Origin of the sequence: Pseudomonas lini (assembly GCF_001042905.1) — a bacterium.
In the GTDB taxonomy this organism is placed as follows: Bacteria; Pseudomonadota; Gammaproteobacteria; order Pseudomonadales; family Pseudomonadaceae; genus Aquipseudomonas; species Aquipseudomonas lini.
The window spans coordinates 330,959-352,910 of sequence record NZ_JYLB01000006.1 but is presented as its reverse complement, the minus strand read 5'-3'; the positions used below and the strand labels follow the sequence as shown (position 1 = coordinate 352,910).

The window sequence follows — 21,952 nt, the reverse complement described above, 5'->3', positions numbered from 1 at the left end:
GTTGCTCACCTCAAAAATTCGTTGCCGCATCGCGCAAGGCTCAGGCCTCAAGGTTAAAAGCGCAATGTTTCCGTATAGCGCCGCTCCTACAAAAAGCTATCGAGCCAAACGTCAGCCAATTGGGCACAATCGAGCGATTCGAATAAGAGTCACGCCCATGCTGATCGATGAAGAGTTGACCCTGAAAAAACTCGAGGTGTTCCTGGCCTTCATGCGCACCGGCAACCTGGCCCGCGCCGCCGCCGAGTTGCAAACCAGCAACGTCAGCGTGCACCGCGCCATCCATTCTTTGGAAAGCGCCCTGCGTTGCCCGCTATTCAAACACGAAGGCCGCAACCTGACCCCACTCGAAAGCGCTTATGTGTTGGAAGAGCGAGCGCAGAAGCTGATCCAGGACGTACTCGAAAGCGTGCGCCTGACCCGCGAAGCTGCCGGGTTCTCCGCTGAGCGTTTCAAGCTTGGGTCACTGTATTCGTTGACGGTGAAGACCGTGCCGCAGCTGATCATGGGCCTGAAAATTCGCCGTAGCGAACTCAATATCGACCTGATCCTGGGCTCGAACATCGACCTGTTGTACAAGCTCAAGAACATGGAAGTCGACGCGATCCTGGTGTCGCTGGATGACAGCGTGAATGACCCGGACTGCGAGCAGATTCCGCTGTTTTCCGATGACATCTTCCTCGCCACTCCTGCTGATTCGCCCTTTGCCCAGCGGACCGAAGTCGATCTGGCCGAGGTGCGCGACGAGACATTCATCACCTTGACCCAAGGCTTCGCCACACACCAGGACGGTATTCGGGTGTTCAAGCAGGCGGGTTTCGAGCCGAAAGTGGCGATGCAGGTCAACGACATCTTCACCCTGCTGAGCATGGTCAGCTCCGGGGTCGGTTATGCGTTGCTGCCGGGAAGGATTGCGGCGGTGTATGAGAACCGGGTGAAGCTGATTCCGTTGCAAGAAAAGTATCGATTGCAGCAGCACATCGGCGTGGTGTTCCTGAAGGCCAAGGAGCGTGACCCGAATTTGCTGGCGTTGTTGGCGGAGTGCCGGATGTATGCCAATCGGCAAGCCACCCAATGATCGTTCCCACGCTCTGCGTGGGAATGAATCAATGGACGCTCTGCGTCCGCTTTGGGACGCGGAGCGTCCCGGGCTGCATTCCCACGCAGAGCGTGGGAACGATCAGTCAGCCGACAATCCCGCGAACAATGAAGTACAGCAACGAAGGCCCAAGCAAGCACCCAAGCCCGGTGTGGAACGTCGCCGTCAACGCGCCATACGGCACCAGCCGCCGATCCGTCGCCGCCAACCCGGCGGTCACACCGCTGACGGTCCCGGCCAAGCCGCCAAACACCATGGCCGAGCGCGGGTTGTCCAGCCCCATCCAGCGCGCCGCCATCGGTGTGCCCACCATCACCAGAATCGCCTTGATCAGCCCGGTGGCAATCGACAACGCCATCACGTCGGACGTGGCACCAATCGCTGCCCCGGTCACTGGCCCGACGATGTACGTCACCGCGCCCGCGCCAATGGTGGTCATGCTCACCGCATCGCGATAACCGAATACCCAGGCAATGCTCGCCCCGACAATAAACGGCAGGATCGTGCCCAGCAGCAGCGCGATGACGCCAATCATCCCGGCCTTTTTCGCTTCGGTGGCCTGTACCTCGAACGCGGTGGCGACGATGGCGAAGTCACGCAACATCGCACCGCCCATCAAACCAATGCCGGAAAACAGCGACAAATCCGCCAGGCCTTTTTGCCCGCCGGTCATGGTGCCGCCGACCCAGGCCAGCACCAGACCGATGACGATGGCAATCGCCGAGCCGTGAATTCGTCCGAAGGTCAGGCGTTTGGACAACACCACCGACACCCACATGATCACGCCAACGAACGCGAACGCTGTCACCAACCCGTTATGTTCCAGACCTTTCTCGATGAGATCCCACATATCAGCGACCTCCTGCCGGTGCGCCAACCGACGTTATATCCGCCGGTTCATCGGGCAAGGGTTCGCCTTTGTGGGTCCTGCTGATCAGGGCAATGGTGCAGCCGCAGAGCACCACCGAACCGATCGCCGCCAACACCGCCACCGGGCCGCCATGCAGAGCGGTAACGACATTCTGCTGTGCTGCCATCGCGACGACCACCGGAATGTACATGGCGCCCCAGAAGCCGACGCCCATCTCGCAGTCCTTGGTCATGCCGCCGCGTTTTTGCATCCACAACCGCGCGCAAATCAGCAGGATCATCGCGATCCCGACCCCGCCGACGTTGGATTTCACGCCCAGCAATGCGCCGAGCATGTCACCCATGATCACCCCTGCCAGCGTACAGATCGCCAACAGCGCCACACCGTAAATAATCATTGTTGTAGTCCTCAAAGTGCATCGTCGGAATTGTTGTTTTTGTAGTTCGCAACCTGAGTCGGTGATCTAGGGTTGGCGGCTTCCCTCCTCACGCAACAGCGCCTGCAAGGTATCGAGTCGCGCACCATCGAAGGCAATCACGGTGCCCTGCTCGAACACCCGGCGCGCAAGCCCGGTCAACACCGCACCGGGCGGCAGTTCGATCTGTAGACGTACGCCCCGCTCGTAAGCGCTTTGCACCGTGCCGCGCCAATCCACCACGCGGCACATGTTGAAGGCCAGATCGTCGCGTAACGCCTCGGGATTGATAACAGGCCGGGCGCGACTGCCGCTGAGGTAACCCAGGGTCGGCGTTTCCAATTGCACCTTGGCGAACGCTTCAGCCAGGGTTTTCGCCGGAGCTTCCAGCAGCGGGCAATGAGACGGCACACTGACCGCCAGACGTTTGGCCAGACCGGCGCCACGGCCTTTCGCCAACTCGGCAACCGCTTTCATCGCGCCATCGCTGCCAGCAACGACCACTTGGTTATCGGCGTTGATGTTGGCCAGGTAAACCGGTGTGTCGACGCTGTGAACCTGCGCCAGCAACCTTTCCACCGTCGCCAGATCCAGACCGATGATCGCGGTCATGCCGTAGCCCTGAGGATAAGCCTGCTGCATCAGCTCACCGCGCAGGCTGACCAGTTGCAGCGCATCGCTGAAGCTCAAGGCACCCGCGACCACCGCTGCCGGGTAGGCTCCGATGGACAATCCGGCCACGTAATCCGCGCTCAATAACAACTGACGTGAAGCAGCCACTCCGGCGATCAGCAGGCACAGCTGAACAGCTCTGGTCGACTGCAACGCCTCGGCAGAATCCAGCAACAAAACATCTTCACCCAGCACCTCGCTCGCCTCGATCAGCGTTTCCCGAGGCAGACGATGGAGCATGCCCGGTTGCTGCGCGCCCTGGCCGGGGAACACCAGCAAACTGCTCACGCTGCTTGCTCCTGCGGGTTCCAGGGATCGCTGACCAGGCAGGCGACCTGAGCGTTTTTGAGCAGCACCCGATGCGACGGGCCGGCCCATTCGCGCAGAGCCACCGCGCCATTCGGCGTCTGCAATTGCAGGTCGACCAGACATTCAGCGGTGCCGAGAAGCGTCACCAACTCTTGCGCTTGAAGTCGGCTCAACGGTTGCGGTGTACGCAGAATCAAATCGAGATCGCTGCGCTCATGCAACGCCGCAAAACCGCTGGCCAATTCAAACCCGGCGCTGCCGCTGACACCCCATACCCAACCGCAGGCGTCGAGCATCGACCGCAGTTGCACCAGTGCTCGCAACGCCGGCAGGTCCCGAGTCGTCTCGACATGACACAACTCTTCCGGCCTTACCCCACGCGAAATCGCCGTGATCGCCATCGACGTTGCATAACGCTGCTCACGCAAGCGTCCGCGCACGCCGACCGCGATTTGATCCGGCGCAGTCATCGCGCGCCGAACCACCACCGGCTGACGCGTGCTGATCGACTCGACCGCCCACGCAGGCGCATCCGCAGGCAACTGCTCCGGGGTCATCCCCCAAAGCAGGTCGTGGGCCAGAAACGTGTTCACCACTGCGCTCTCAGCAGTTGGCGAACCTTGCTCGACGCGGCGCGATTGCTCGCACCCAAGCGGCCGCTCAAATCACGACGACCTGCCTCGACATCCTCAATCGCCTGAACCAGACACTCGTTCACCCGCGCCAGATCCGCCGTCGTCGGTTGTTCGATCTGATCCACCGACAAGGTTTCCCAAAGCAAACCCAGGCTGGCAAAGCTGTCGATGTCATACGCCATCGGCGGCACGCTGGCGGCCAAGGCTTCAAGTTCTTCGACACTGCGCAATGTCACTCGCGCCGCCGACGCCTTGCCCATCGCATGCACCATCACGCCCGGATCGCGCAACGCGATCAGCCGGTTGGCCTGATAGCCATGAGCGAGAAAGGCACCAGACATCGCCTTGCCCACCAGCAAACCAATCACCGCGTGCCCGGCCAGTCGGGCGCGGGCATAACTGTCCGCAGCACCGGCCAAGGCTTGATGAATGCCGAGGGCTTCTTCGCGCCGGCCGTAAGCCTGGCTCGGCACATCGACAATGGCGATCAAGGCGCGCTTTTGAGGTTTGTCGTTATCTGCAGCAATGACGTCATCCACCGCTTTGGCCAGGCCCCAGCCTTCCAGCAAACCGACCTCGCCATTGCGGGCGCGGACGAAGCGGTTGTCGGGATTGGCCACCACTGCGATAAAACGCACGGGCTGCTCACCCAGCACACCATCGGCGACTTTCAACGACGCCGGTAAACCCTCGACCGGTTTCGCACCAGCACTCAAGGCGTTGAACCAGTTCAAGCCTCTCAGGGAATACGAACTCATGAGCGCTCTCCTTGATACAGATCGCGAACCGTCGCCGGCTCGATTTGTGGTTCGGCGTCCAGACTCGCCAGCCGTTGCAGGAACCATTCGGCCTGGCGACTGCGTTGCTGCGCCGGCAAACCCTGCTGGAGCAACTCGCTAACCTGCTGCTGAATCTGCGCCACGTCGTCAGCCACGTAGCGATCCACCAACCCAGTGGCGAAACGTTGCTCACCACCGGTCAGGCTCCAGATAAACGGCCGGTCACGGGAGTCGTATTCCTCAAGTCCGGCTTCCTGCTCGATCACTTGGGGGCCGTTGAGGCCAAGGCGCGCTTCCTGAGTCACCAGCAAATAGCTGCACAACCCGGCGGCAATCGACATGCCGCCAAAGCAACCGACGCTGCCGGCGACTACGCCGACTACTGGCTGGTACTGGCGTAAATCGACAATCGCCGCATGAATATCGGCAATCGCCGCCAACCCGAGGTTGGCCTCCTGCAAACGCACGCCACCGGTTTCCAGCAGCAAGACGGCGCGAGTGGGAATGCCTTTGCGGTTGTCCTCGGCGGCCAGTTCCAGCGCACCGGCAATCTTCGCCCCGCCGACTTCACCCAGGCTGCCGCCCTGAAACGCGCCTTCGATGGCCGCGATCACCACCGGCAAACCACCGAGGCTGCCCTTGGCGATCACCACGCCGTCATCGGCTTGCGGCACCACGCCTTGGCGCGACAGCCACGGCGACATGACGCGTTGAAACGGGTCGAGCAGTTCACGAAAAGTAACCGCGTCGAGCAAGGCTTTCGCTCGTTGCCGGGCGCCGAGTTCGACGAAGCTATGTTTGTTGAGAAGCGCTGCGCTGTCAGTCATGACTGATCTCCTCGAAGCCTTGTTCCAGGCGCAAACGCACCACGCCGGGAGTGGCGCCGAAATCGTGGATATCGATCGCCATCGCGGGCGGTGTCTGGCCGTCGAACATCCGCGCGAACAGATGCTGCCAGCGTTGTTCACTGCCGTTGACCGAGGTCTGCACCTGGATCGTCAGCTTGCCGGCCAGCCCCGGTTCGATCAGCACTTCCAGATCGCCCGAGCCCACGCAGCCCACCAGCGCCCTGCCCCGAGGCGGCTGCCCGGCGGGGAATTCAAAGGATAAGGTTTCCATCAAAACGCTCCCTGGAAGATGCCGTCGCCCGAGTCGATACGATCGATAAACAGGCAGGCTGCGAGCAAGTCCGCAGCGCCACCGGGCGAGGCATTCAACGCGATTAATTGTTGGTCCAGCTCATGCAAACGGCGACGACCGGCCAGGCTCGCACTGCCGCCGGCGTCGAGCACCGCTTGGGCGCCGAGTTGCATGGTCTGCAGGCCGGTTTCGCCTGCGCGGTAGAGCACGCAGGTGTCGGAGAGATGGGTCATGATCGCCAGCAAGGCGTCGAGCCGAGCGTTCTGTTCGCCATGGCCGGCGGCGCGACTGAGTTTGAGTTGCGGCAGTGCGCGTTGAATCACTGCAGGGAAACCAAGCTGTGCTTCTTCGCGTGCACCGCGAGCGCCGTAACGCTGGGCGACTTGGGCGCCATGGCTCAGAGGACGCGGCGCGTAACGGTCGGCGAGCAAGGCCAGACGTGCAGCGCGCAAGGTCACGGCGCTTGCTTTGGTATTCGTGCACTCCAGCGCCGCCGCAGCGACCAACAGCCCTAGCGCCCAGATCGCGCCACGATGAGTATTCACACCGTTGGTGGTGGCGAGCATCGTTTGCTCACCGTCACGACCAATCCGCCCAAGGGCTTCGCGCAGGGGTAAACCGACTTCGCCAAACTCGATGGCCGCTTCTGCCATTGCCTTGAACGCCGGCCACAACGACAGCGCCGAGGCGTGCATCAGGCTCAGGTGTAAATCGGTGTGCGCGCCATTGCCGCGACGGTCGACCAGCGCCGGTTTCGGCGACAGATCCGCTTCATCGATCAGCGCGTCCACGGCCAGGTCCGCCAGCCGCTCAGTCAGGGTTAAAGGTTTCGGTTGCAGGTTGAATGCGCGCATTACCAACTCCTGAACTTGGCGGGTGGGTTGTAGAGGCCATCGGACCACTCCACCAGATCAGCCACGCTTTTCGCTGCGAGCAACTCGCGGGTTGCATCGGTGCGGCGGATGCCGAGGTCTTCGGGCAAGGCGATCAGGCCTTCGCGGCGCATGCGGGCGGTGTCTTTCGGGTTGTGGCGCAGGCCGATGGCGGTCACCCCGGCGACGGCGGCGATCATCGCCTGACGTTCTTCGAGGGAACGGGCCTTGTACAAATAGGCGATGCCTTCTTCGGTGAGCAGGTGGGTGACGTCGTCGCCGTAGATCATGATCGGCGCCAGCGGCATGCCGCTTTTCTTCGCCACCTCCACCGCGTCGAGGGTTTCGACGAAGGTCGGTTTGCCGCCCTCCTGGAAGGTCTCGACCATTTGCACCACGAGTTTCTTGCCGCGTTCCAGCAACGCTTCGGGTGCATCGTCGTGACGCATGTCGAGCCAGGCCGGCGTGCCATGGCGGCGACCGCGCGGGTCGTGACCCATGTTCGGCGCACCACCGAAACCGGCCAGGCGACCGCGCGTCACGGTGGAGGAATGGCCGTCGCCGTCGACTTGCAGGGTTGCACCAATGAACAGGTCCACCGCGTATTGCCCGGCCAGTTGGCAGAACATCCGATTGGAGCGCAGTGAACCGTCGCGGCCGGTGAAGAACACATCCGGTCGAGCGGCGATGTAGTTTTCCATGCCCAGCTCAGTGCCGAAACAATGCACGCTTTCGACCCAGCCACTTTCGATGGCAGGGATCAGGGTTGGGTGAGGATTGAGGGTCCAGTTGCGGCAGATCTTGCCCTTCAAACCGAGGGATTCGCCGTAGGTCGGCAGGATCAGTTCGATGGCCGCGGTGTTGAAACCGATGCCGTGGTTGAGCGACTGAACGTTATGTTTTTCGTAGATCCCGCGGATCGCCATCATCGCCATCAACACATGCACAGGCTTGATGTGTCGTGGGTCGCGGGTGAACAGCGGTTCGATGTAGAACGGCTTGTCGGCCACCACCACGAAGTCGACCCAGGACGCCGGAATGTCGACACGGGGCAGTTCGCTGACATCGTCCACCAATTGGTTAACCTGGACGATGACGATGCCATCGCTGAAGGCGGCAGGTTCGATCAACGCAGGGGTGTCTTCGGTACTCGGCCCGGTGTAGATGTTGCCAGCGCGGTCGGCCATGAAACCGGCCGAGAGCACGACGTTGGGAATCAGGTCGACCACCAGTCGCGCATAGAGCTCGATGTAGGTGTGGATCGCGCCGATTTCCAGCAGGCCGTCTTCAAGCAACTGGCTGATGCGCAGGCTCTGGGTGCCGGCGAACGAGAAGTCGAGCTTGCGGGCGATACCACGCTCGAACAGGTCCAGGTGCTCGGAACGCCCGACGCTGGGCATGATCATGTGCAAGTCATGCAGCTTGCCCGGGTCGGCCTTGGCCAGGGAGCGGGAAAGGAAGTCTGCCTGCTTCTGGTTGTTGCCCTCCAGCACCACACGGTCGCCGGGCAGAATCAACGCCTCCAGCGCCGCAACGATCTTGTCGGTGGGCAGCACCACACCGTCGGCGAAACCCCGCACCAGCTCGAGACGCCGCTGCTTTTCGCTGCGCCGCCGCGTCCATCGCGAGTCGGGGGATATTGTTGTTGTCATGACCACTCCACGGGTTCGCTGTCGTGGGAGTCACCTTAGGAGCGTTGGGTGGGGGGCATCAATCAAGCAGAGAGACGGATCGTTACGTTCACCGTAATGATCGAACACCGCCCTGATCGTTCCCACGCTCTGCGTGGGAATGCCTCAAGGGACGCTCCGCGTTCCAGCTCTCGAATGGGACGCGGAGCGTCCCGGGCTGCATTCCCACGCGGAGCGTGGGAACGATCAGGTCCGCGATGAATTGAAGGACGCCATCTGTTCCTGCACTCGAATCAGAAGCTGTTCAGCACTTTCCAACAACTGCGCCAACAACGCCGGATCTTCATCCATATAGCCTTCGTACTCCGCCAGGTTTCGTCGCTCATGACACAGGGCGAATAGCCTAACCTGTACTTTGCCAATATCAGCGGTATGAACCAGGCACTGAAACACCAGATATCGCTTGTCCGAACGGTAGCCGCACAAGCGAAGAGCCGTCAGTGCAAGGGCATGGGCAGCGTTGTAAGCCAGGTCGAAACGACTCGCGAAGGAAAGCGAAGACGTTTGCGCGTCTTTCAATCGATCCACAGCCGAACGCATCAGCCCTTCGCATTCCTTGCGGTCCGGCGGCTCAGCTTTCAGTCCACCGCTACGTAACAGGTTTTCCAGGTTCTCGTTGCTGCCCATCCTTGGACTCCAAAGGGTTTCCCCCCATCAGATTGATCTTGTCCTGCTGCGCTACCCGCACGACAAAACTATTTTCAGCCACCAGTTTGGCGGCCCAGTCGTCGGGGGTGTAGAGCGTCGGGTTGAGGACGCGGCCCAACTGCTCTTCCATCGGGATAAGCCGCTCCATCACTTCACTGTAGTGCAGGCCCTCGCCGATCAGCATGAGATCAATGTCACTGGATGCGTTCGCCTGATCCTTGGCGATAGAGCCGTACACAAAGGCCCAGGTGATCTGTTCGGCAAAGGGTTGGAGCGCCTGACGCAGAGGTTCGGCAATACCAAAGGTTTTGCGGGCGATGCCCAGCAGTTCGGCATAGATCGGGCAGTCGGGATTGGCTTGATAGTGGGTCTGGTTTCCCTGACGGCTCATGGTCAGCACGCCTGCCCGCTGCAACCGATCCAGCTCGCGCATGAGGCTGCCTTTACCCACTTGAGCCCAGCGGGCGATCTCGTTGGCGTAAAAACTTCGGTCGGGTTTACCAAACAGCAGGCCGAGCACTTTTTGCTGGGTGGTGGTGAACAAGGCTTCACTTAGTGACAGGTTTTTCACGGCAACGACCGATAAGTCCCAAAAAAGGAACGATAGGTCCCTTTTTGGGAATCTTCAACCTGACGCAGCGTAAACCATTGTTCTTGGTGTACCTGATATACCTCGGTTGCAGGTTTTGGGGCTGCTTCGCAGCCCAGCGGGAGCAAGCTCCCTCGCCACAGGGGGCCGACTGCTTGGGGTTTTGTGTTTAAAAGTTTGTCCGCAGGAACGGTGAGAGGCTACGCAGTCTGGCGTCGCTGCCTACAGCAATGCCGGAACCCGCCGACTGGTGCGGTTTTGCGTTGATCTTTATCGTTTGGGAGTCGCTGCCAACCTCAGCGACCGGGCTTGGAACCCCGAGGTGTAGAAGGCGCAAAAGCGCCCCTCATGACGTATGCTTGCGCACCTTTAATGTGTGTATTCCGTTATGGCGGCTGTACGCGGGAGACCTTCGGGTCTGCCGGGTTTTCTCCACCTCGGGTTCCAACCTGCGTACAGCTGCCACCCCTTCGTTTGGAACCGATGGAGCAGCTGAAACTCATTACTGGAGATACACAATGTTCAAAGCTACTCCCAACCCGCCAGAATCCGGGACCGATTCCCAAGCATCCCTCGATGCAGAGAAAATGAAGGAAGCCGCTGACCGCGCCTTCTCCCATTACTTTCCCCCTCTCCACGAAAAGCCGGCAAAACGCCGTAAGTCCCAGCTCTTCACCGTCTCCCCCGACATCGACACCGAAGCCCTTCTGGCCAATGCCTCCGAAGACCTGCTGTCCATCAGCGCCATTGCTGCCGATCTGGCGGACGATGTGGAAGGCTCACGCCGCTCTGTCGCCTTGGCGCTCAGCCGTTTGGCAGATGGCGTGCAGTTGTTGGTGGAGCGGGTGCTGGATCATCATGAGTCGTTGCAGATGAAGGCTCAGGCGGGGGTTTAGCGCACAACCCTTTGTTCATGATCGTTCCCACGCTCTGCGTGGGAATGCCTCAACGGACGCTCCGCGTTCGGCTCTGGATGGGACGCGGAGCGTCCCGGGCTGCATTCCCACGCAGAGCGTGGGAACGATCAATTGGCTAAACCGGCCTTTACGAGCAGTTCCTCCAGCGCGAGCAAGTCAGGCACCTTCGCCACTTGCTCTCCCACCTGCACCGCCGCCTGCTCCAACGCACACAACGGCACATCGACATAGCTCAACTGGCTATCCAGCTTGTAAGACCGCGGAATCCCCTGCACCAGCAGCGCAATGAACTTCAGCTCAGACCGCCCGCCGAGGGCGTTGAGGATGACGATCCGTGCTCGCTCACCGATCACCACTTTGTTGCCGCACGCCGACTCAAAACTGAGCAACGCAATCTGCCGTTCCCGCCACGTCACCCGCCCCAGATACCACGGTGGTGTGTCGAGGTCGAAGGCGCCGGGTTGGTAATCGATGAGTTCAGCGACAGCGACGTTGGGCAGGATCAGGTTGCGATCAGCCAAGGGCAATAAAAGCCCAGTGAGGTTGCTGGAGCGGTGTTCATGCATGGGTTTTGCTCCACCGGGCGATGCTGTCGAGCAGCACCGATTCCTGGTATGGCTTGCCGAGGTAGTCGTTGACACCAATGGCCATGGCGCGGTCGCGGTGTTTCTGGCCGGTACGGGAGGTGATCATGATGATCGGCAGATGCTGCAAGCGTTCGTCGGCGCGTACCTGGGTCGCCACTTCGAAACCGTCCATGCGCGGCATTTCGATGTCCAGCAGCATCAGGTCGGGCATGTGTTCTTCGAGCAGCAACATGGCGTCGACACCGTCCTTGGCGGTCAGCACGTTCATGCCGTGGCGCTCCAAAAGACGGCTGGTGACCTTGCGCACGGTAACCGAATCGTCGACCACCAGCACCAGCAACGGCCGTTGCGACTCGGGCTCTACGTCCTGTGTCACCGCTCGTTGCGGCACCCGCGCTTGCATCGCGCGGATCGGCGACAGCAAGTCGAGAATCAGCACCACCCGGCCATCACCCAGAATCGTCGCGCCGGACAAACCCTGCACCGCGGCGAACTGCGGACCAAGGCTTTTGACCACGATTTCCCGGGTGCCGGCCATGGCATCCACTTGCACCGCGACGTGTCGCTCGTTGCATTGCACCAGCAACACCGGCAACGGCAGGCTCTGGCCCAGCAGTTTCGGGCGGGGGCTGGTTTTCAGCAGCTCGCCGAGATAGCACAACTCATAACGTTGCCCGGCGTATTCGTAGGTCGGCGGATCGAGCCGGTAATGCCCTTCCAGTTCATTGGGCAACACCCGAACGATGCCGTCGATAGTGTTCAGCGGAATCGCGTATTGATCCTCCCCGCATTGCACCATCAGCGCGCGGTTAACCGACACGGTGAACGGCAGGCGAATCCGGAAATGCACGCCCTGCCCCGGCACAGAGTCTATGATCATGCCGCCGCCGAGCTGCCGGACTTCTTCGTGAACCACGTCCATGCCGACGCCACGCCCGGAGATCTGGGTGATTTTCTCGGCAGTGGAGAACCCCGGTTGCAGGATGAATTGCAGCACGTCGCGGTCGCTGATATCGCTGTCCGGGTCGAGCAACCCGCGCTTGATCGCCTTGCGCCGCACGGCGTCCAGCGGCACGCCGGCACCGTCGTCGCGGATGTCGAAAATGATGTCGCCGCCCTCTCGCGACAGGTCGAGGGTGATCTTGCCTTGGGCCGGTTTACCCGCCGCGATACGCACCTCGGCCGATTCCAGCCCATGGTCGACGGCGTTGCGCAGCATGTGTTCCAGCGGCGCGGCCATGCGTTCGAGGACATTGCGGTCCATCTCGCCTTCGGCGTTGCCCACAATGAAGTCCACGTCCTTGCCCAGTTCGCTGGCGACCTGCCGAACGATGCGCTTCAGACGCGGCAGCATTCGCTCGAACGGCACCATGCGCGTACGCATCAGGCCTTCTTGCAATTCGGTGTTGATGCGGCCCTGCTGTTGCAGCAGGTTTTCCGCGTCATGATTACGCCGTTCGAGGGTTTCCTTGAGGTCAAGCAGGTCGGAGGCAGACTCGAACAGCGCCCGCGATAATTGTTGCAGCTGCGAGTGACGGTCCATCTCCAGCGGGTCGAATTCTTCGTAGCCCAAGCGTTCGGCTTCGACTTGCTGACGGCTGAGAATCCGCCCCTGGGTTTCGGTATCGAGGCGGCGCAACTGGTCGCGCATGCGCTCGATGGTGGTTTCCATTTCGCTCAGGGCCACCCGTGCATCGTTGACCTGTTGTTCGATGCGGCCACGGAAGATCGAAGTCTCCCCGGCCAGGTTGACCAGGTCGTCGAGCAACTCCGCCGAGACCTTGACCGTGTCGGTGCCTTCGGTTTGCGGTGTGGCCGACTCGGCTTTGGGCACTGCGGGCAGCGTCAGCGATGTTTCGGACACCGCTGGATGGCTGAAATTCTTGATCGCATCGATCAGCCGATCAGCCGGCGGCAATGGCTGACCGGCGCGGGTAGCGTCGAGCATTTGCGCCAGTCGGTCATGGCTGCGTTGCAACAGCGAGAACAGCTCGGCGGTGGGTTGCAGCACGCCAGCCGACAAGCCTTCGTAGAGGAATTCCAGTTCATGGGCCAGGTCGCCAATCGGCGCGATCTCCACCATTCGCGCGCCACCCTTGAGGGTGTGCAGATCGCGCAGCAGGGTTTCCACTTCCTGGCGATTCGACGGCTCGGCCTGCCAGCGCAACAGTGCCGCGCCGGAGTTTTCGATGATGTCGAAACCTTCTTCGAGGAAGATCTCCAGAAGCTCGGAATCATGGCCCGCCGAGTCGTTGCTGGCCGTTGGTTCGATCACCTCGGCGCTGCCGGCATTGCCCTGGCGAAACTCACGAATAGCTTCGATCAACTCGCGCGGATCACCCAGCGGACGGTTGTGCCGCAACTGATCAAGGAACATGGCCAGTCGGTCATGGCTGTGTTGCAGCAACTGCGCCAGCGCTTCGCTGTGGCTGTAACGGCGGTCCACCAGGCCTTCGTAAAGGCTTTCCAGTTCATGGGCCAGATCGCCGACCGGCTCGACCTCGGCCATCCGCGCACCGCCCTTGAGGGTGTGCAGGTCGCGCTGCAAGGACGACAGCGGCGCGGCGTTGTCCGGGTCACTCAGCCAACGCTGCAAGGCCTGGCCGGCGCTCTCGAGGATATCCACCGCTTCTTCAAGGAAGATCGAAACGATTTCGTCGTCCAGCTCCACCTGCGTCGCGCTCTGCTCCAGCTCGGCGGTGGCGCTGCCCAGTTCCCGGATGCTCAGGGTGCGACTGCCGTCACTGCGGATCAGCCCCATGGAGGATGGATCGAGACTCTCATCGAGCAAGCCGCGCAAGGCCCGAACGCGCTCCGGTTGCGCAGTGACTTCCTGGCCGGCCGCCAGTTCGTCGAGCATGTTGATCAGCGCCTCATGAGCACTTTGCGCCTCGTGGAAAAACCTGTCGCTGACCGCCAGGCTGCTTTCTTCCACCGCGCCATACAGGTCGAGCAATGCTTCACAGAGTTCATCCACCTGATGCAGATCGGCCAGGTGCGCGCCTTCGCCGAGGGTGGTCAATTCGTCCAGCAGCGCGCTGAGTTCCTGCCGCTCGCCGGGATGCTGCTGCCAGCGCTGCAACAGACTTTCGGCGTCCAGCAGGATGTCCATGCCTTGGGCAAGAAAGTTGTTGATCAGTTGCGGATCGCGCTTGATGCGCAGCTTCGTATTGGGCGTGCTCAACAGGCTTTGCAGACGCTCGGCCAGTACTGCGTGGGTTCGCTCGATCAGCGAGCGGGCGTCGGGAATTTCGGCCAGCGGATCGCTCTTGAGCTGTCGCAGGCCAAGACGGAACAGTCCTTCGGCTTCCAGCAGCAATTCGACTTCGTCCAGGTCGAGGGCAATTCGGTGCGCCTTGTACTCCCGGGTCAGTTCATCCAGCGACGCCGCCAGCTCGGCAATCGGCAGCACGCCGGCCATCGAGGCGCTGCCCTTGAGCGTATGCAACGCCCGCTGCAACTCGTCGCTGGCCTGAAGCGGTACGTGTTCGGAGGCTTGGTCGAGGAAGCGATTGAGGCTGCTCAAATGGGTTTCGGCTTCGTTGCGGAAGATCTCCAGCAACAGTGGATCGAGCGCCGCGACATCCTGCACGTCCTCATCGGACACCGGTTTATCGCCCTTGGCGAGGGCATGCGCACGGGCGGCCAATTGATCGACATCGTTGCGTTGGCGCTGGGCGTTGGCGGCGAATTCGGCCACCAGTTCCGGCAACAGCTTCAGCGCATCGCCCACCAGTTGTTGCACCGCGGACCCAGGTGCAACGCTGTGCTCAAGCACTCGGTTGAGCAGGTTTTCCACCGCCCAGGCCAACTCACCCAGCACCAGCGCACGGACCATCCGACCACTGCCTTTGAGGGTGTGGAAGGCGCGGCGTAATTCACTCAAGACCGATGTACTGTCGGGACTGGCCGACCAGCGCGGCAGATACTCCTCGAGAATTTCCAGCACCTCGTCAGTCTCTTCGAGGAAGACGTCCCGCAGCTCATCGTCCACCGGTTCTTCCCCGGCGGGCGGCGGCAACAGGCTACCCGGCGTGGTCAGGGCTGGCGGGTTGACGGATGACACCGGGCTGGCCAACACATCGGCCAGAGACTGAACGGTTTCGGGGTCGTCCAGTTCCTGCATGTCCTGCATAACCAGGGCTTCACTGGGGCTGAGTACATCCTTGAGCATCGGCACCTGCTGTTCGCTGGGGAAGAAGCCGAGTGAGGCCAGGCCTTTTTCCGCGACGTCGAGCAGGTGTTCTCCCGGTGCTTCAGGGTCGTCGCTGAGGCGCTCCAGGTAATATTCGATGCTGGTGATCACGTCGGCCAGGCTGTCCAGTTGCTGCCAGCCGGGCTGGTCCGGGTCCACCAGCAGATGCTCGCGGATGAAGCCGTTGCAGGTCTCGACCAGGCTCGCCGCACGGGCCAACGGAATCATCGCCAACGCACCGCGCACCTGGGTCAGCAACGCCGGCAAGGGTTGCAAATGCTGGCGGTCCCAGTCGGCGTCGATGTAGTCGACGATCATGTCCTTGGCCTGTTGCAGGCAAATGCGTGCCTCCTTGATCACGATCTGATGGATCTGCGTCAGATCGGTGGTCGGCAGACGGCTGTCTTCCTGGCTTTCCGGCTCCACGGTACCGACCATGCCGGCCAGAGTCGCTTCGACGTAGAGCAAGGCCCCGGCGACGTCCATGAGGGTCGCGTCGTTGGGTTCACGCTGGCCTTGAGCGAGGCTCAGCACCACTGCCAGTTGATCGATGATGACCTTGCGCGGCTGGCCGAAACCGAGCACCGCCAAGGTGTCGGCGATTTGCCGCAGAGGCGCCAGCAGGCTTTCGAGGTCTGAGGTGTGCTGACGGTCGCTACGCACGAACAAGTCCAGGCGCTCCTTGACCCGCACCAGCTCTTCGCACAGCGCCGACAATACCGAGCGCATGGCGTCGCGGTCAGGGCCGGCCAGCCGTGCCCGTTCTTCATCGACCATCGCGCCGTCGGGTAGCGCATCGTCTAGTGAGTAGCGATCTTTCATGGTCAGCATCTGCCCGGTGGGGTGTTCGGCCTTGGCAATATAGAACAACAAACTCTTGAGCAGCTCCGGCGGTGCCGGTTGATTGATTCCGGGCATGCCCTGTTCGAGCAAACGCTTGAGCTCTTTGTCGGCGTCCTTGAACAGGCTGCGCAACGCCGGGCTGTTGGCAATCGAGCCATTACGCATGCCCTCAACCAGTGCCGAAGCGACTTGCCATAACGGGCTCAGGGGCGCATTGCCGCACAGCGCTTCGAGGCGAGTAAAAACCCTGGCCAGATAACCGAAGTGGGTTTCGTCATCCTGCTCGCGCAACAAACCGACCAGGGCCATCTGCAACATTTGCCGTAATTTGCGCAGCACATTCGGCAAGTCGGACGGTTCCAGCAGCGCCAAGGCCTCTGGGCCCAGAGGTAGCATCTCCAACAGTTGCGGGCTGAACAGGCTGGTTTCCGATAACAGGCTTTCGCCACGGGCGCTGCGCAGGTCGTTGATCAGAGGCAACACGACTAAAGGCAAATCACGACGGGCGCCTTGCACCCGGTCGAGGTAAGTCGGCAATTGCCCCAGGGCTTGCAGCAACAGATGGATCGCCTCGTCGCGATGGCTGACGCGGTTCTGCTGTAAGGCGCTGGTCAACTGCTCGATCTCTTCGGCGAGCAGGGCCGCGCCGTAAAACTCGACCATGTGCAAGCTACCGTGAACCTGATGGACACACGCCAGACACTCACTCAGCGTGTGCGTCGCCTGCGGATCGTCGATCAGGGTTTCGATCGCCTGATGAGCCTGTTTCAGCGTTTCGGCAATCTCGCCTTTGACCCACTCGAGGGCCACATAGTCGTGCCGATCACCCATAACCACTCCAATCAAGATGCATCCGCCCAGGGCGGTTCAAGCGTTGTCCGCAGACTTGGCCGGCAAAGTAAAACCGGACACCGAACGTCGCAGCTGGCTGGCCATTTTCGCCAGGTTGCCAATGCTCTCGGCGGTGGCGGTGGAACCGGACGAGGTCTGCGTGGTGATCTGCTGGATCACGTTCATCGTCAGGGAAATCTGGCCGGCCGACGAAGTCTGTTGCTGCGCGGCGTTGGAAATACTCTGGATCAATGCCGCGAGGGTCTTCGATACGCCTTCGATTTCTTCCAGGGCCACTCCGGCATCCTGCGCCAGACGCGCGCCGCGCACCACTTCGGTGGTGGTCTGTTCCATGGAAATCACCGCTTCGTTGGTGTCGGTCTGAATCGCCCGCACCAGCGTTTCGATCTGCCGGGTCGCTGCAGACGAACGCTCGGCCAGACGCTGTACTTCATCGGCCACCACCGCAAAACCGCGCCCGGCGTCACCGGCCATGGACGCCTGAATCGCCGCGTTGAGGGCGAGGATGTTGGTCTGATCGGCAATGTCATCGATCAGGCTGACAATGTCGCCGATTTCCTGAGAAGACTCACCCAGCCGCTTGATGCGCTTGGCGGTGTCCTGAATCTGCTCGCGAATATTGTCCATGCCGTGGATGGTGTTGTGCACCACTTCGTTGCCCTTGTTGGCGATCTCCACCGAGCGCTCGGCCACCGCAGAGGACTCAGCGGCGTTGGCCGAGACCTGATCGATGGACTGGGCCATGTCGTTGATCGCTGTGGAGGCTTCGGAAATCTGCTGGGCCTGATGCTCCGAGGCTTGGGCCAGGTGCATGGCGGTGGCCTGGGTTTCCTGCACGGCGGCGGCGACCTGGCCGGCGGTGAGGTTGATGGTCGCCACCAGATCGCGCAGTTGGTCGACGGAATAGTTGATCGAGTCAGCGATGGTCCCGGTGAAGTCTTCAGTCACCGAGGCGGTCACGGTCAGGTCGCCGTCGGCGAGGTCTTCGATTTCGTCCAGCAAACGCATGATCGCGTTCTGGTTGCGCTCGTTCTTCTCAGCGGTTTCACGCAGTTGACGGTTGGTTTCGCGCACCATCACCAGACCGATGAGGATGATCGATGTCAGTGCGAGCAAACCCAGCACGTAACCGCCGATGGTATCGGTGTTGCGCCCGCCGGCGAGGTTTTCGAAACGGCTGGCCAGGTGCGAGGCTTCATCGAGCAGGGTTTGCGACAGGGTGAAGATGTTGGTGGCCGATTCGCGGACCTTGAGCAGCTCCGGCGAGGTTTCGAGGATTTCGTCCACCGAACCCGACACGAATTCGAACAGTTCGGAAATCTCGGTCAACCGGGCGCGCGCATCACGGTCTTCGACCTGGCTGATTTTCAGTGCCGCATTGCCCTGAAGCATGCCGTTGAGCACTAGGCCGAAACGTGCCGCATCGCGACCGAAAGCGTCGGCCGCCTGCTGCGAATTTTCATCGCCGGACAGCACGGTGTTCACCGCACCGAGAATTCGCTCGGCCAACAGCGACTGACGCTGGGCCATCGCCACCTGAGTGGCGGGGGCGCCACGTTGCAGGAGGGTTTCGACGACCTTTTCATACTCGACCTGCAACTGTGGCACGGTTTCAGCCAGGGTCGCGGCGACTTGATGCAAGGACAAAACGGTCTGTTCGCTGGAGAGGATGGCGTCGGTGTTTTTCAGCAGACGCTCCCAATCCAGCTGCACGGCGCGCATTTCCGGGCGCACGGTGGACGGTGCCGGGGGCAGGCCGGTGGAGGGATCGCCTTTCTTCAGATAGCCCCAACGCTGGGCGAAGTCGTTGCGTGCATCGCTGAGCAACTTGAACGCCGCGGCTTTGCCGGCGGCGGCTTCGGTGGCGTTCTTGGCGATGCGTTGGGACAGCACGCGCAGTTCACCGGCGTGGCCGATGTACTGTTTGTCGTAATTCGCCTGGGTGTTGAGGTACGCGAAGTTGGCGAACAGCAGCATGATGAAGACAATCAGCGCGATGAACAGCACGATGATCTGCGACCGGCTGCGCGACCCTTCTGGCTTGCCTGTTTTAGCTTTTATCATCGGTCCTCGCCTGTTAACCAACACCCTGTAAAGCTTGCCGAAGAACCTGTGGGAGCTGGCTTGCCTGCGATTGCATCAACTCGGTTCGAAGTCAGACCGAGTCGTCTGCATCGCGGGCAAGCCCGACTCCCACAAGGTCCGCGTTTACAGCGCTACGTTCATGAATCCTTGCGACTGCGCCAACGCAAACGGGCTGAACACCTGCCACTTCTGCTCACGCTGAAACCGGCCTTTGACGAACGCCGACATCGGCCCTTGCAAGTCATCGGCCGGCACCGGCTCCAGACTGTCCTGGGCAAAGTGCTGCAAGCCGAAGACCTCATCGACCATCAACCCGGCAAACACGTCTTTGTGCTCCACCACCAATATCCGCCGTTGCTTACGCAAGGCCGGCATTTCATGGCCGGGTTCATAACCATAAAAAAAGCCATGCAAATCCATGATCGGCAGCAGGCGCCCGCGCAGGTTAGCCACGCCCTTGACCCAGGGTTTGACCCCCGGCAATTGGGTAACGCGCGGTTCGTGCAGAACTTCGCTGACTTCGCCCATGGGCGCGACGTACCAATGCTCGCCCAAGCGAAAGCCGATGCCACTCCAGCTGTCTTGTCGGGTCGGCTGGGACGGCAGGTCTGCCGCCAACAGACGACAGCGCTGGTCAATCTGCAGCAGCAGTTCGAAAGCCGTCAGCGACTCGGTCATGACCGGACGATCAACCGGCCAGCACGTTGTTCAGGGTTTTGATCAGGGTGTCTTCGTCGACCGGTTTGGTCAGGTAGTCCTTGGCGCCTTGGCGCGTGCCCCAGACTTTGTCGGTTTCCTGATCCTTGGTGGTGATGATAATCACCGGAATGTGCCCGGTTTCCGGGTCTTTGGTCAGCTGACGGGTCGCCTGGAAACCATTGAGGCCGGGCATGACGATGTCCATCAGCACTGCGTCGGGTTTTTCCTGACGAGCCAGGGCCACGCCGTCGGCGCCGTTTTCGGCTTTCAACACCTCATGACCGTGCTTTTCGAGCATGCCGGTCAGTTTGTACATTTCAGTCGGCGAGTCATCGACGATCAGAATACGTGCCATGGTCTTCCCCATTCTTGTCGACACCGGGCCCCATGGCCGAGCGTCACTGTGCGTGTCCTACTGCGGCGAAACGGCGGCGAAGCCCGGTACATGGGCCTGAATCGCGTTCAGCAGTTCTTCCTTGCTGAAAGGCTTGGTCAAAAACTGGTCGGAACCGACGATCCGGCCTTTGGCCTTGTCGAACAACCCGTCCTTGGACGACAGCATAATCACTGGCGTGGACTTGAACGCACTGTTGTTCTTGATTAAAGCGCAGGTCTGATAACCATCCAGACGCGGCATCATGATGTCGACAAAGATGATGCCGGGGTGATTGTCGGCAATCTTGGCCAGGGCATCGAAACCATCGATTGCGGTGATGACTTCACAGCCCACATTTTTCAACAGCGTTTCGGCGGTGCGACGAATCGTTTTCGAATCATCGATCACCATGACCTTCAAGGCGCTGGAATGCTGTTCCATAGTGGCTCTACCGTCGCCTTTGTGAATCAAATTGTCCGTTTACGGTTCATTGATCGCTCAAAACCCTTATTGATCAAGGGCCGAGCCTTTTTAGCACAGTCTCCCCATCCAATCTATCGGGCGACCCTGGCGGTGGTTTTTCCTTGACCGGGAACACACTCAGCGCCACTCTGACGCCACTTTTTCACAACACTTTCCACCCCAATTTCGAGGAAAACCCCATGAGCGTTCGCGTCGGGATTGTCATGGATCCTATCGCCAGCATCTCCTATAAAAAGGATAGCTCGCTGGCCATGCTGCTGGCCGCGCAAAAGCGTGGCTGGGAACTGTTCTATATGGAACAGCGCGATTTGTATCAGGCTGAAGGCGAAGCTCGCGGGCGGATGCGTCCGCTGAAGGTGTTCGCCAACCCGGAAAAATGGTTTGAGCTGGGCGCCGAAAGCGACGCGCTGCTGAGCGACCTGGACGTGATCCTGATGCGCAAGGATCCGCCGTTCGACATGGAATTCGTCTATTCCACGTATTTGCTGGAACAAGCGGAAAATGCCGGCGTACTGGTGGTCAACAAGCCGCAAAGCCTGCGTGACTGCAACGAAAAGCTGTTCGCCACGCTGTTCCCGCAGTGCACGCCGCCGACCATCGTCAGCCGTCGCCCGGACGTGTTGCGTGAGTTCGCCGACCATCACGGTGACGTGATCCTCAAGCCGCTGGACGGCATGGGCGGCTCGTCGATCTTCCGTCACACCGCTGGCCACCCGAACCTGTCGGTGATCCTCGAAACCCTGACCTTGCATGGCCGTCAGCAGATCATGATCCAGGGCTACCTGCCGGCAATCGTTGATGGCGACAAGCGCATCCTGATGATCGACGGCGAGCCGGTGGATTACTGCCTGGCCCGGATTCCCGCGCTCGGTGAAACCCGTGGCAACCTCGCCGCCGGTGGCCGTGGCGAAGCCCGACCGCTGACCGAGAAAGATCGCTGGATCGCCGCGCAAGTCGGCCCGACCCTGCGCGAGAAGGGTTTGCTGTTCGTCGGTCTCGACGTGATCGGTGAGCATCTGACCGAGATCAACGTCACCAGCCCGACCTGCATTCGCGAGATCGATAACGCGTTCGGCACCGACATTGGTGGCCTTTTGATGGATGCCATCGATCAGAAGCTCAAGACTCGTTGATCGAGAACAGCCAAGAAACAACCAACATTGCGTTATCATCCCCGGCTTGTAAAAAACGCGAT

At 60.9% G+C, this 21,952-nt stretch carries 20 protein-coding genes; 3 read left to right on the top strand and 17 right to left on the bottom strand.

Features of this window, described 5'->3' with window-relative positions:
• Nucleotides 1-157: 157 nt before the first annotated feature.
• Entirely contained in the window at nt 158-1,078 is a 921-nt protein-coding gene (locus tag TU81_RS19845) for a LysR family transcriptional regulator (protein ID WP_038981003.1), read from the top strand.
• A gap of 106 nt (nt 1,079-1,184) precedes the next feature.
• On the opposite strand, the gene madM is transcribed toward TU81_RS19845, so the two are convergent.
• The 11 genes from madM to TU81_RS19790 all read right to left on the bottom strand — a co-directional run bounded on the left by madM (nt 1,185) and on the right by TU81_RS19790 (nt 9,702).
• Complete coding sequence (madM, locus tag TU81_RS19840) at nt 1,185-1,949, bottom strand: malonate transporter subunit MadM (RefSeq protein WP_038981001.1); 765 nt, start codon at nt 1,947-1,949, stop codon at nt 1,185-1,187.
• Between the two features lies 1 nt (nt 1,950).
• A complete protein-coding gene (gene madL / locus TU81_RS19835; RefSeq protein ID WP_007897996.1) occupies nt 1,951-2,367 on the bottom strand; it encodes a malonate transporter subunit MadL in 417 nt (138 codons plus the stop codon).
• Nucleotides 2,368-2,433: 66 nt separating this feature from the next.
• The gene (gene mdcH, locus TU81_RS19830; RefSeq protein ID WP_038981000.1) at nt 2,434-3,345 is read right to left on the bottom strand and encodes a malonate decarboxylase subunit epsilon; all 912 of its coding nucleotides are present in this window, start codon (nt 3,343-3,345) and stop codon (nt 2,434-2,436) included.
• Nucleotides 3,342-3,962: a malonate decarboxylase holo-ACP synthase gene (locus TU81_RS19825; protein ID WP_038980998.1), complete on the bottom strand. Its 621-nt coding sequence runs from the start codon at nt 3,960-3,962 to the stop codon at nt 3,342-3,344. The genes mdcH and TU81_RS19825 overlap by 4 nt, the downstream gene beginning before the upstream one ends.
• On the bottom strand, nt 3,956-4,759 hold the full coding sequence (mdcE, locus tag TU81_RS19820) for a biotin-independent malonate decarboxylase subunit gamma (RefSeq protein WP_038980996.1): 804 nt from the start codon (nt 4,757-4,759) through the stop codon (nt 3,956-3,958). The genes TU81_RS19825 and mdcE overlap by 7 nt, the downstream gene beginning before the upstream one ends.
• Complete coding sequence (locus TU81_RS19815; protein ID WP_048396352.1) at nt 4,756-5,607, bottom strand: biotin-independent malonate decarboxylase subunit beta; 852 nt, start codon at nt 5,605-5,607, stop codon at nt 4,756-4,758. The genes mdcE and TU81_RS19815 overlap by 4 nt, the downstream gene beginning before the upstream one ends.
• Nucleotides 5,600-5,899, bottom strand: a complete 300-nt coding sequence (locus TU81_RS19810; protein WP_007897982.1) for a malonate decarboxylase subunit delta — start codon at nt 5,897-5,899, stop codon at nt 5,600-5,602. The genes TU81_RS19815 and TU81_RS19810 overlap by 8 nt, the downstream gene beginning before the upstream one ends.
• Nucleotides 5,899-6,774, bottom strand: a complete 876-nt coding sequence (locus tag TU81_RS19805) for a triphosphoribosyl-dephospho-CoA synthase (RefSeq protein WP_048396351.1) — start codon at nt 6,772-6,774, stop codon at nt 5,899-5,901. The genes TU81_RS19810 and TU81_RS19805 overlap by 1 nt, the downstream gene beginning before the upstream one ends.
• Entirely contained in the window at nt 6,774-8,444 is a 1,671-nt protein-coding gene (gene mdcA, locus TU81_RS19800; protein WP_038980992.1) for a malonate decarboxylase subunit alpha, read from the bottom strand. The genes TU81_RS19805 and mdcA overlap by 1 nt, the downstream gene beginning before the upstream one ends.
• Nucleotides 8,445-8,669: 225 nt before the next feature.
• Nucleotides 8,670-9,110, bottom strand: a complete 441-nt coding sequence (locus TU81_RS19795; RefSeq protein WP_038980991.1) for a hypothetical protein — start codon at nt 9,108-9,110, stop codon at nt 8,670-8,672.
• Nucleotides 9,073-9,702 carry a nucleotidyltransferase domain-containing protein gene (locus tag TU81_RS19790; RefSeq protein WP_038980990.1) on the bottom strand — a complete coding sequence of 210 codons (630 nt, stop codon included), beginning with the start codon at nt 9,700-9,702 and terminating at the stop codon, nt 9,073-9,075. Before TU81_RS19790 ends, TU81_RS19795 begins: the two co-directional genes overlap by 38 nt.
• 536 nt (nt 9,703-10,238) lie before the next feature.
• Between TU81_RS19790 and TU81_RS19785 the strand changes: the two genes are divergently transcribed.
• A complete protein-coding gene (locus TU81_RS19785) occupies nt 10,239-10,616 on the top strand; it encodes a DUF6124 family protein (protein ID WP_038980989.1) in 378 nt (125 codons plus the stop codon).
• Between the two features lie 128 nt (nt 10,617-10,744).
• Here the strand turns inward: TU81_RS19785 and TU81_RS19780 are convergent, their stop codons facing one another.
• The 6 genes from TU81_RS19780 to pilG form a co-directional block, all read right to left on the bottom strand.
• Nucleotides 10,745-11,203, bottom strand: coding sequence for a chemotaxis protein CheW (locus TU81_RS19780; RefSeq protein ID WP_048396350.1), 459 nt, complete (start codon nt 11,201-11,203; stop codon nt 10,745-10,747).
• Complete coding sequence (locus TU81_RS19775; RefSeq protein ID WP_048396349.1) at nt 11,196-17,093, bottom strand: Hpt domain-containing protein; 5,898 nt, start codon at nt 17,091-17,093, stop codon at nt 11,196-11,198. Before TU81_RS19775 ends, TU81_RS19780 begins: the two co-directional genes overlap by 8 nt.
• 36 nt (nt 17,094-17,129) lie before the next feature.
• Nucleotides 17,130-19,178 carry a methyl-accepting chemotaxis protein gene (locus TU81_RS19770; RefSeq protein ID WP_048396348.1) on the bottom strand — a complete coding sequence of 683 codons (2,049 nt, stop codon included), beginning with the start codon at nt 19,176-19,178 and terminating at the stop codon, nt 17,130-17,132.
• 144 nt (nt 19,179-19,322) lie between these two features.
• Nucleotides 19,323-19,877, bottom strand: coding sequence for a chemotaxis protein CheW (locus tag TU81_RS19765; protein ID WP_048396347.1), 555 nt, complete (start codon nt 19,875-19,877; stop codon nt 19,323-19,325).
• Nucleotides 19,878-19,887: 10 nt separating this feature from the next.
• The gene (pilH, locus tag TU81_RS19760) at nt 19,888-20,253 is read right to left on the bottom strand and encodes a twitching motility response regulator PilH (RefSeq protein WP_007897961.1); all 366 of its coding nucleotides are present in this window, start codon (nt 20,251-20,253) and stop codon (nt 19,888-19,890) included.
• Between the two features lie 57 nt (nt 20,254-20,310).
• Nucleotides 20,311-20,715: a twitching motility response regulator PilG gene (pilG, locus tag TU81_RS19755; RefSeq protein WP_038980984.1), complete on the bottom strand. Its 405-nt coding sequence runs from the start codon at nt 20,713-20,715 to the stop codon at nt 20,311-20,313.
• A 221-nt stretch (nt 20,716-20,936) separates the two neighbouring features.
• On the opposite strand from pilG, the gene gshB reads away from it, so the two are divergent.
• The gene (gene gshB / locus TU81_RS19750) at nt 20,937-21,890 is read left to right on the top strand and encodes a glutathione synthase (RefSeq protein WP_038980983.1); all 954 of its coding nucleotides are present in this window, start codon (nt 20,937-20,939) and stop codon (nt 21,888-21,890) included.
• The last annotated feature ends 62 nt before the right edge of the window (nt 21,891-21,952 follow it).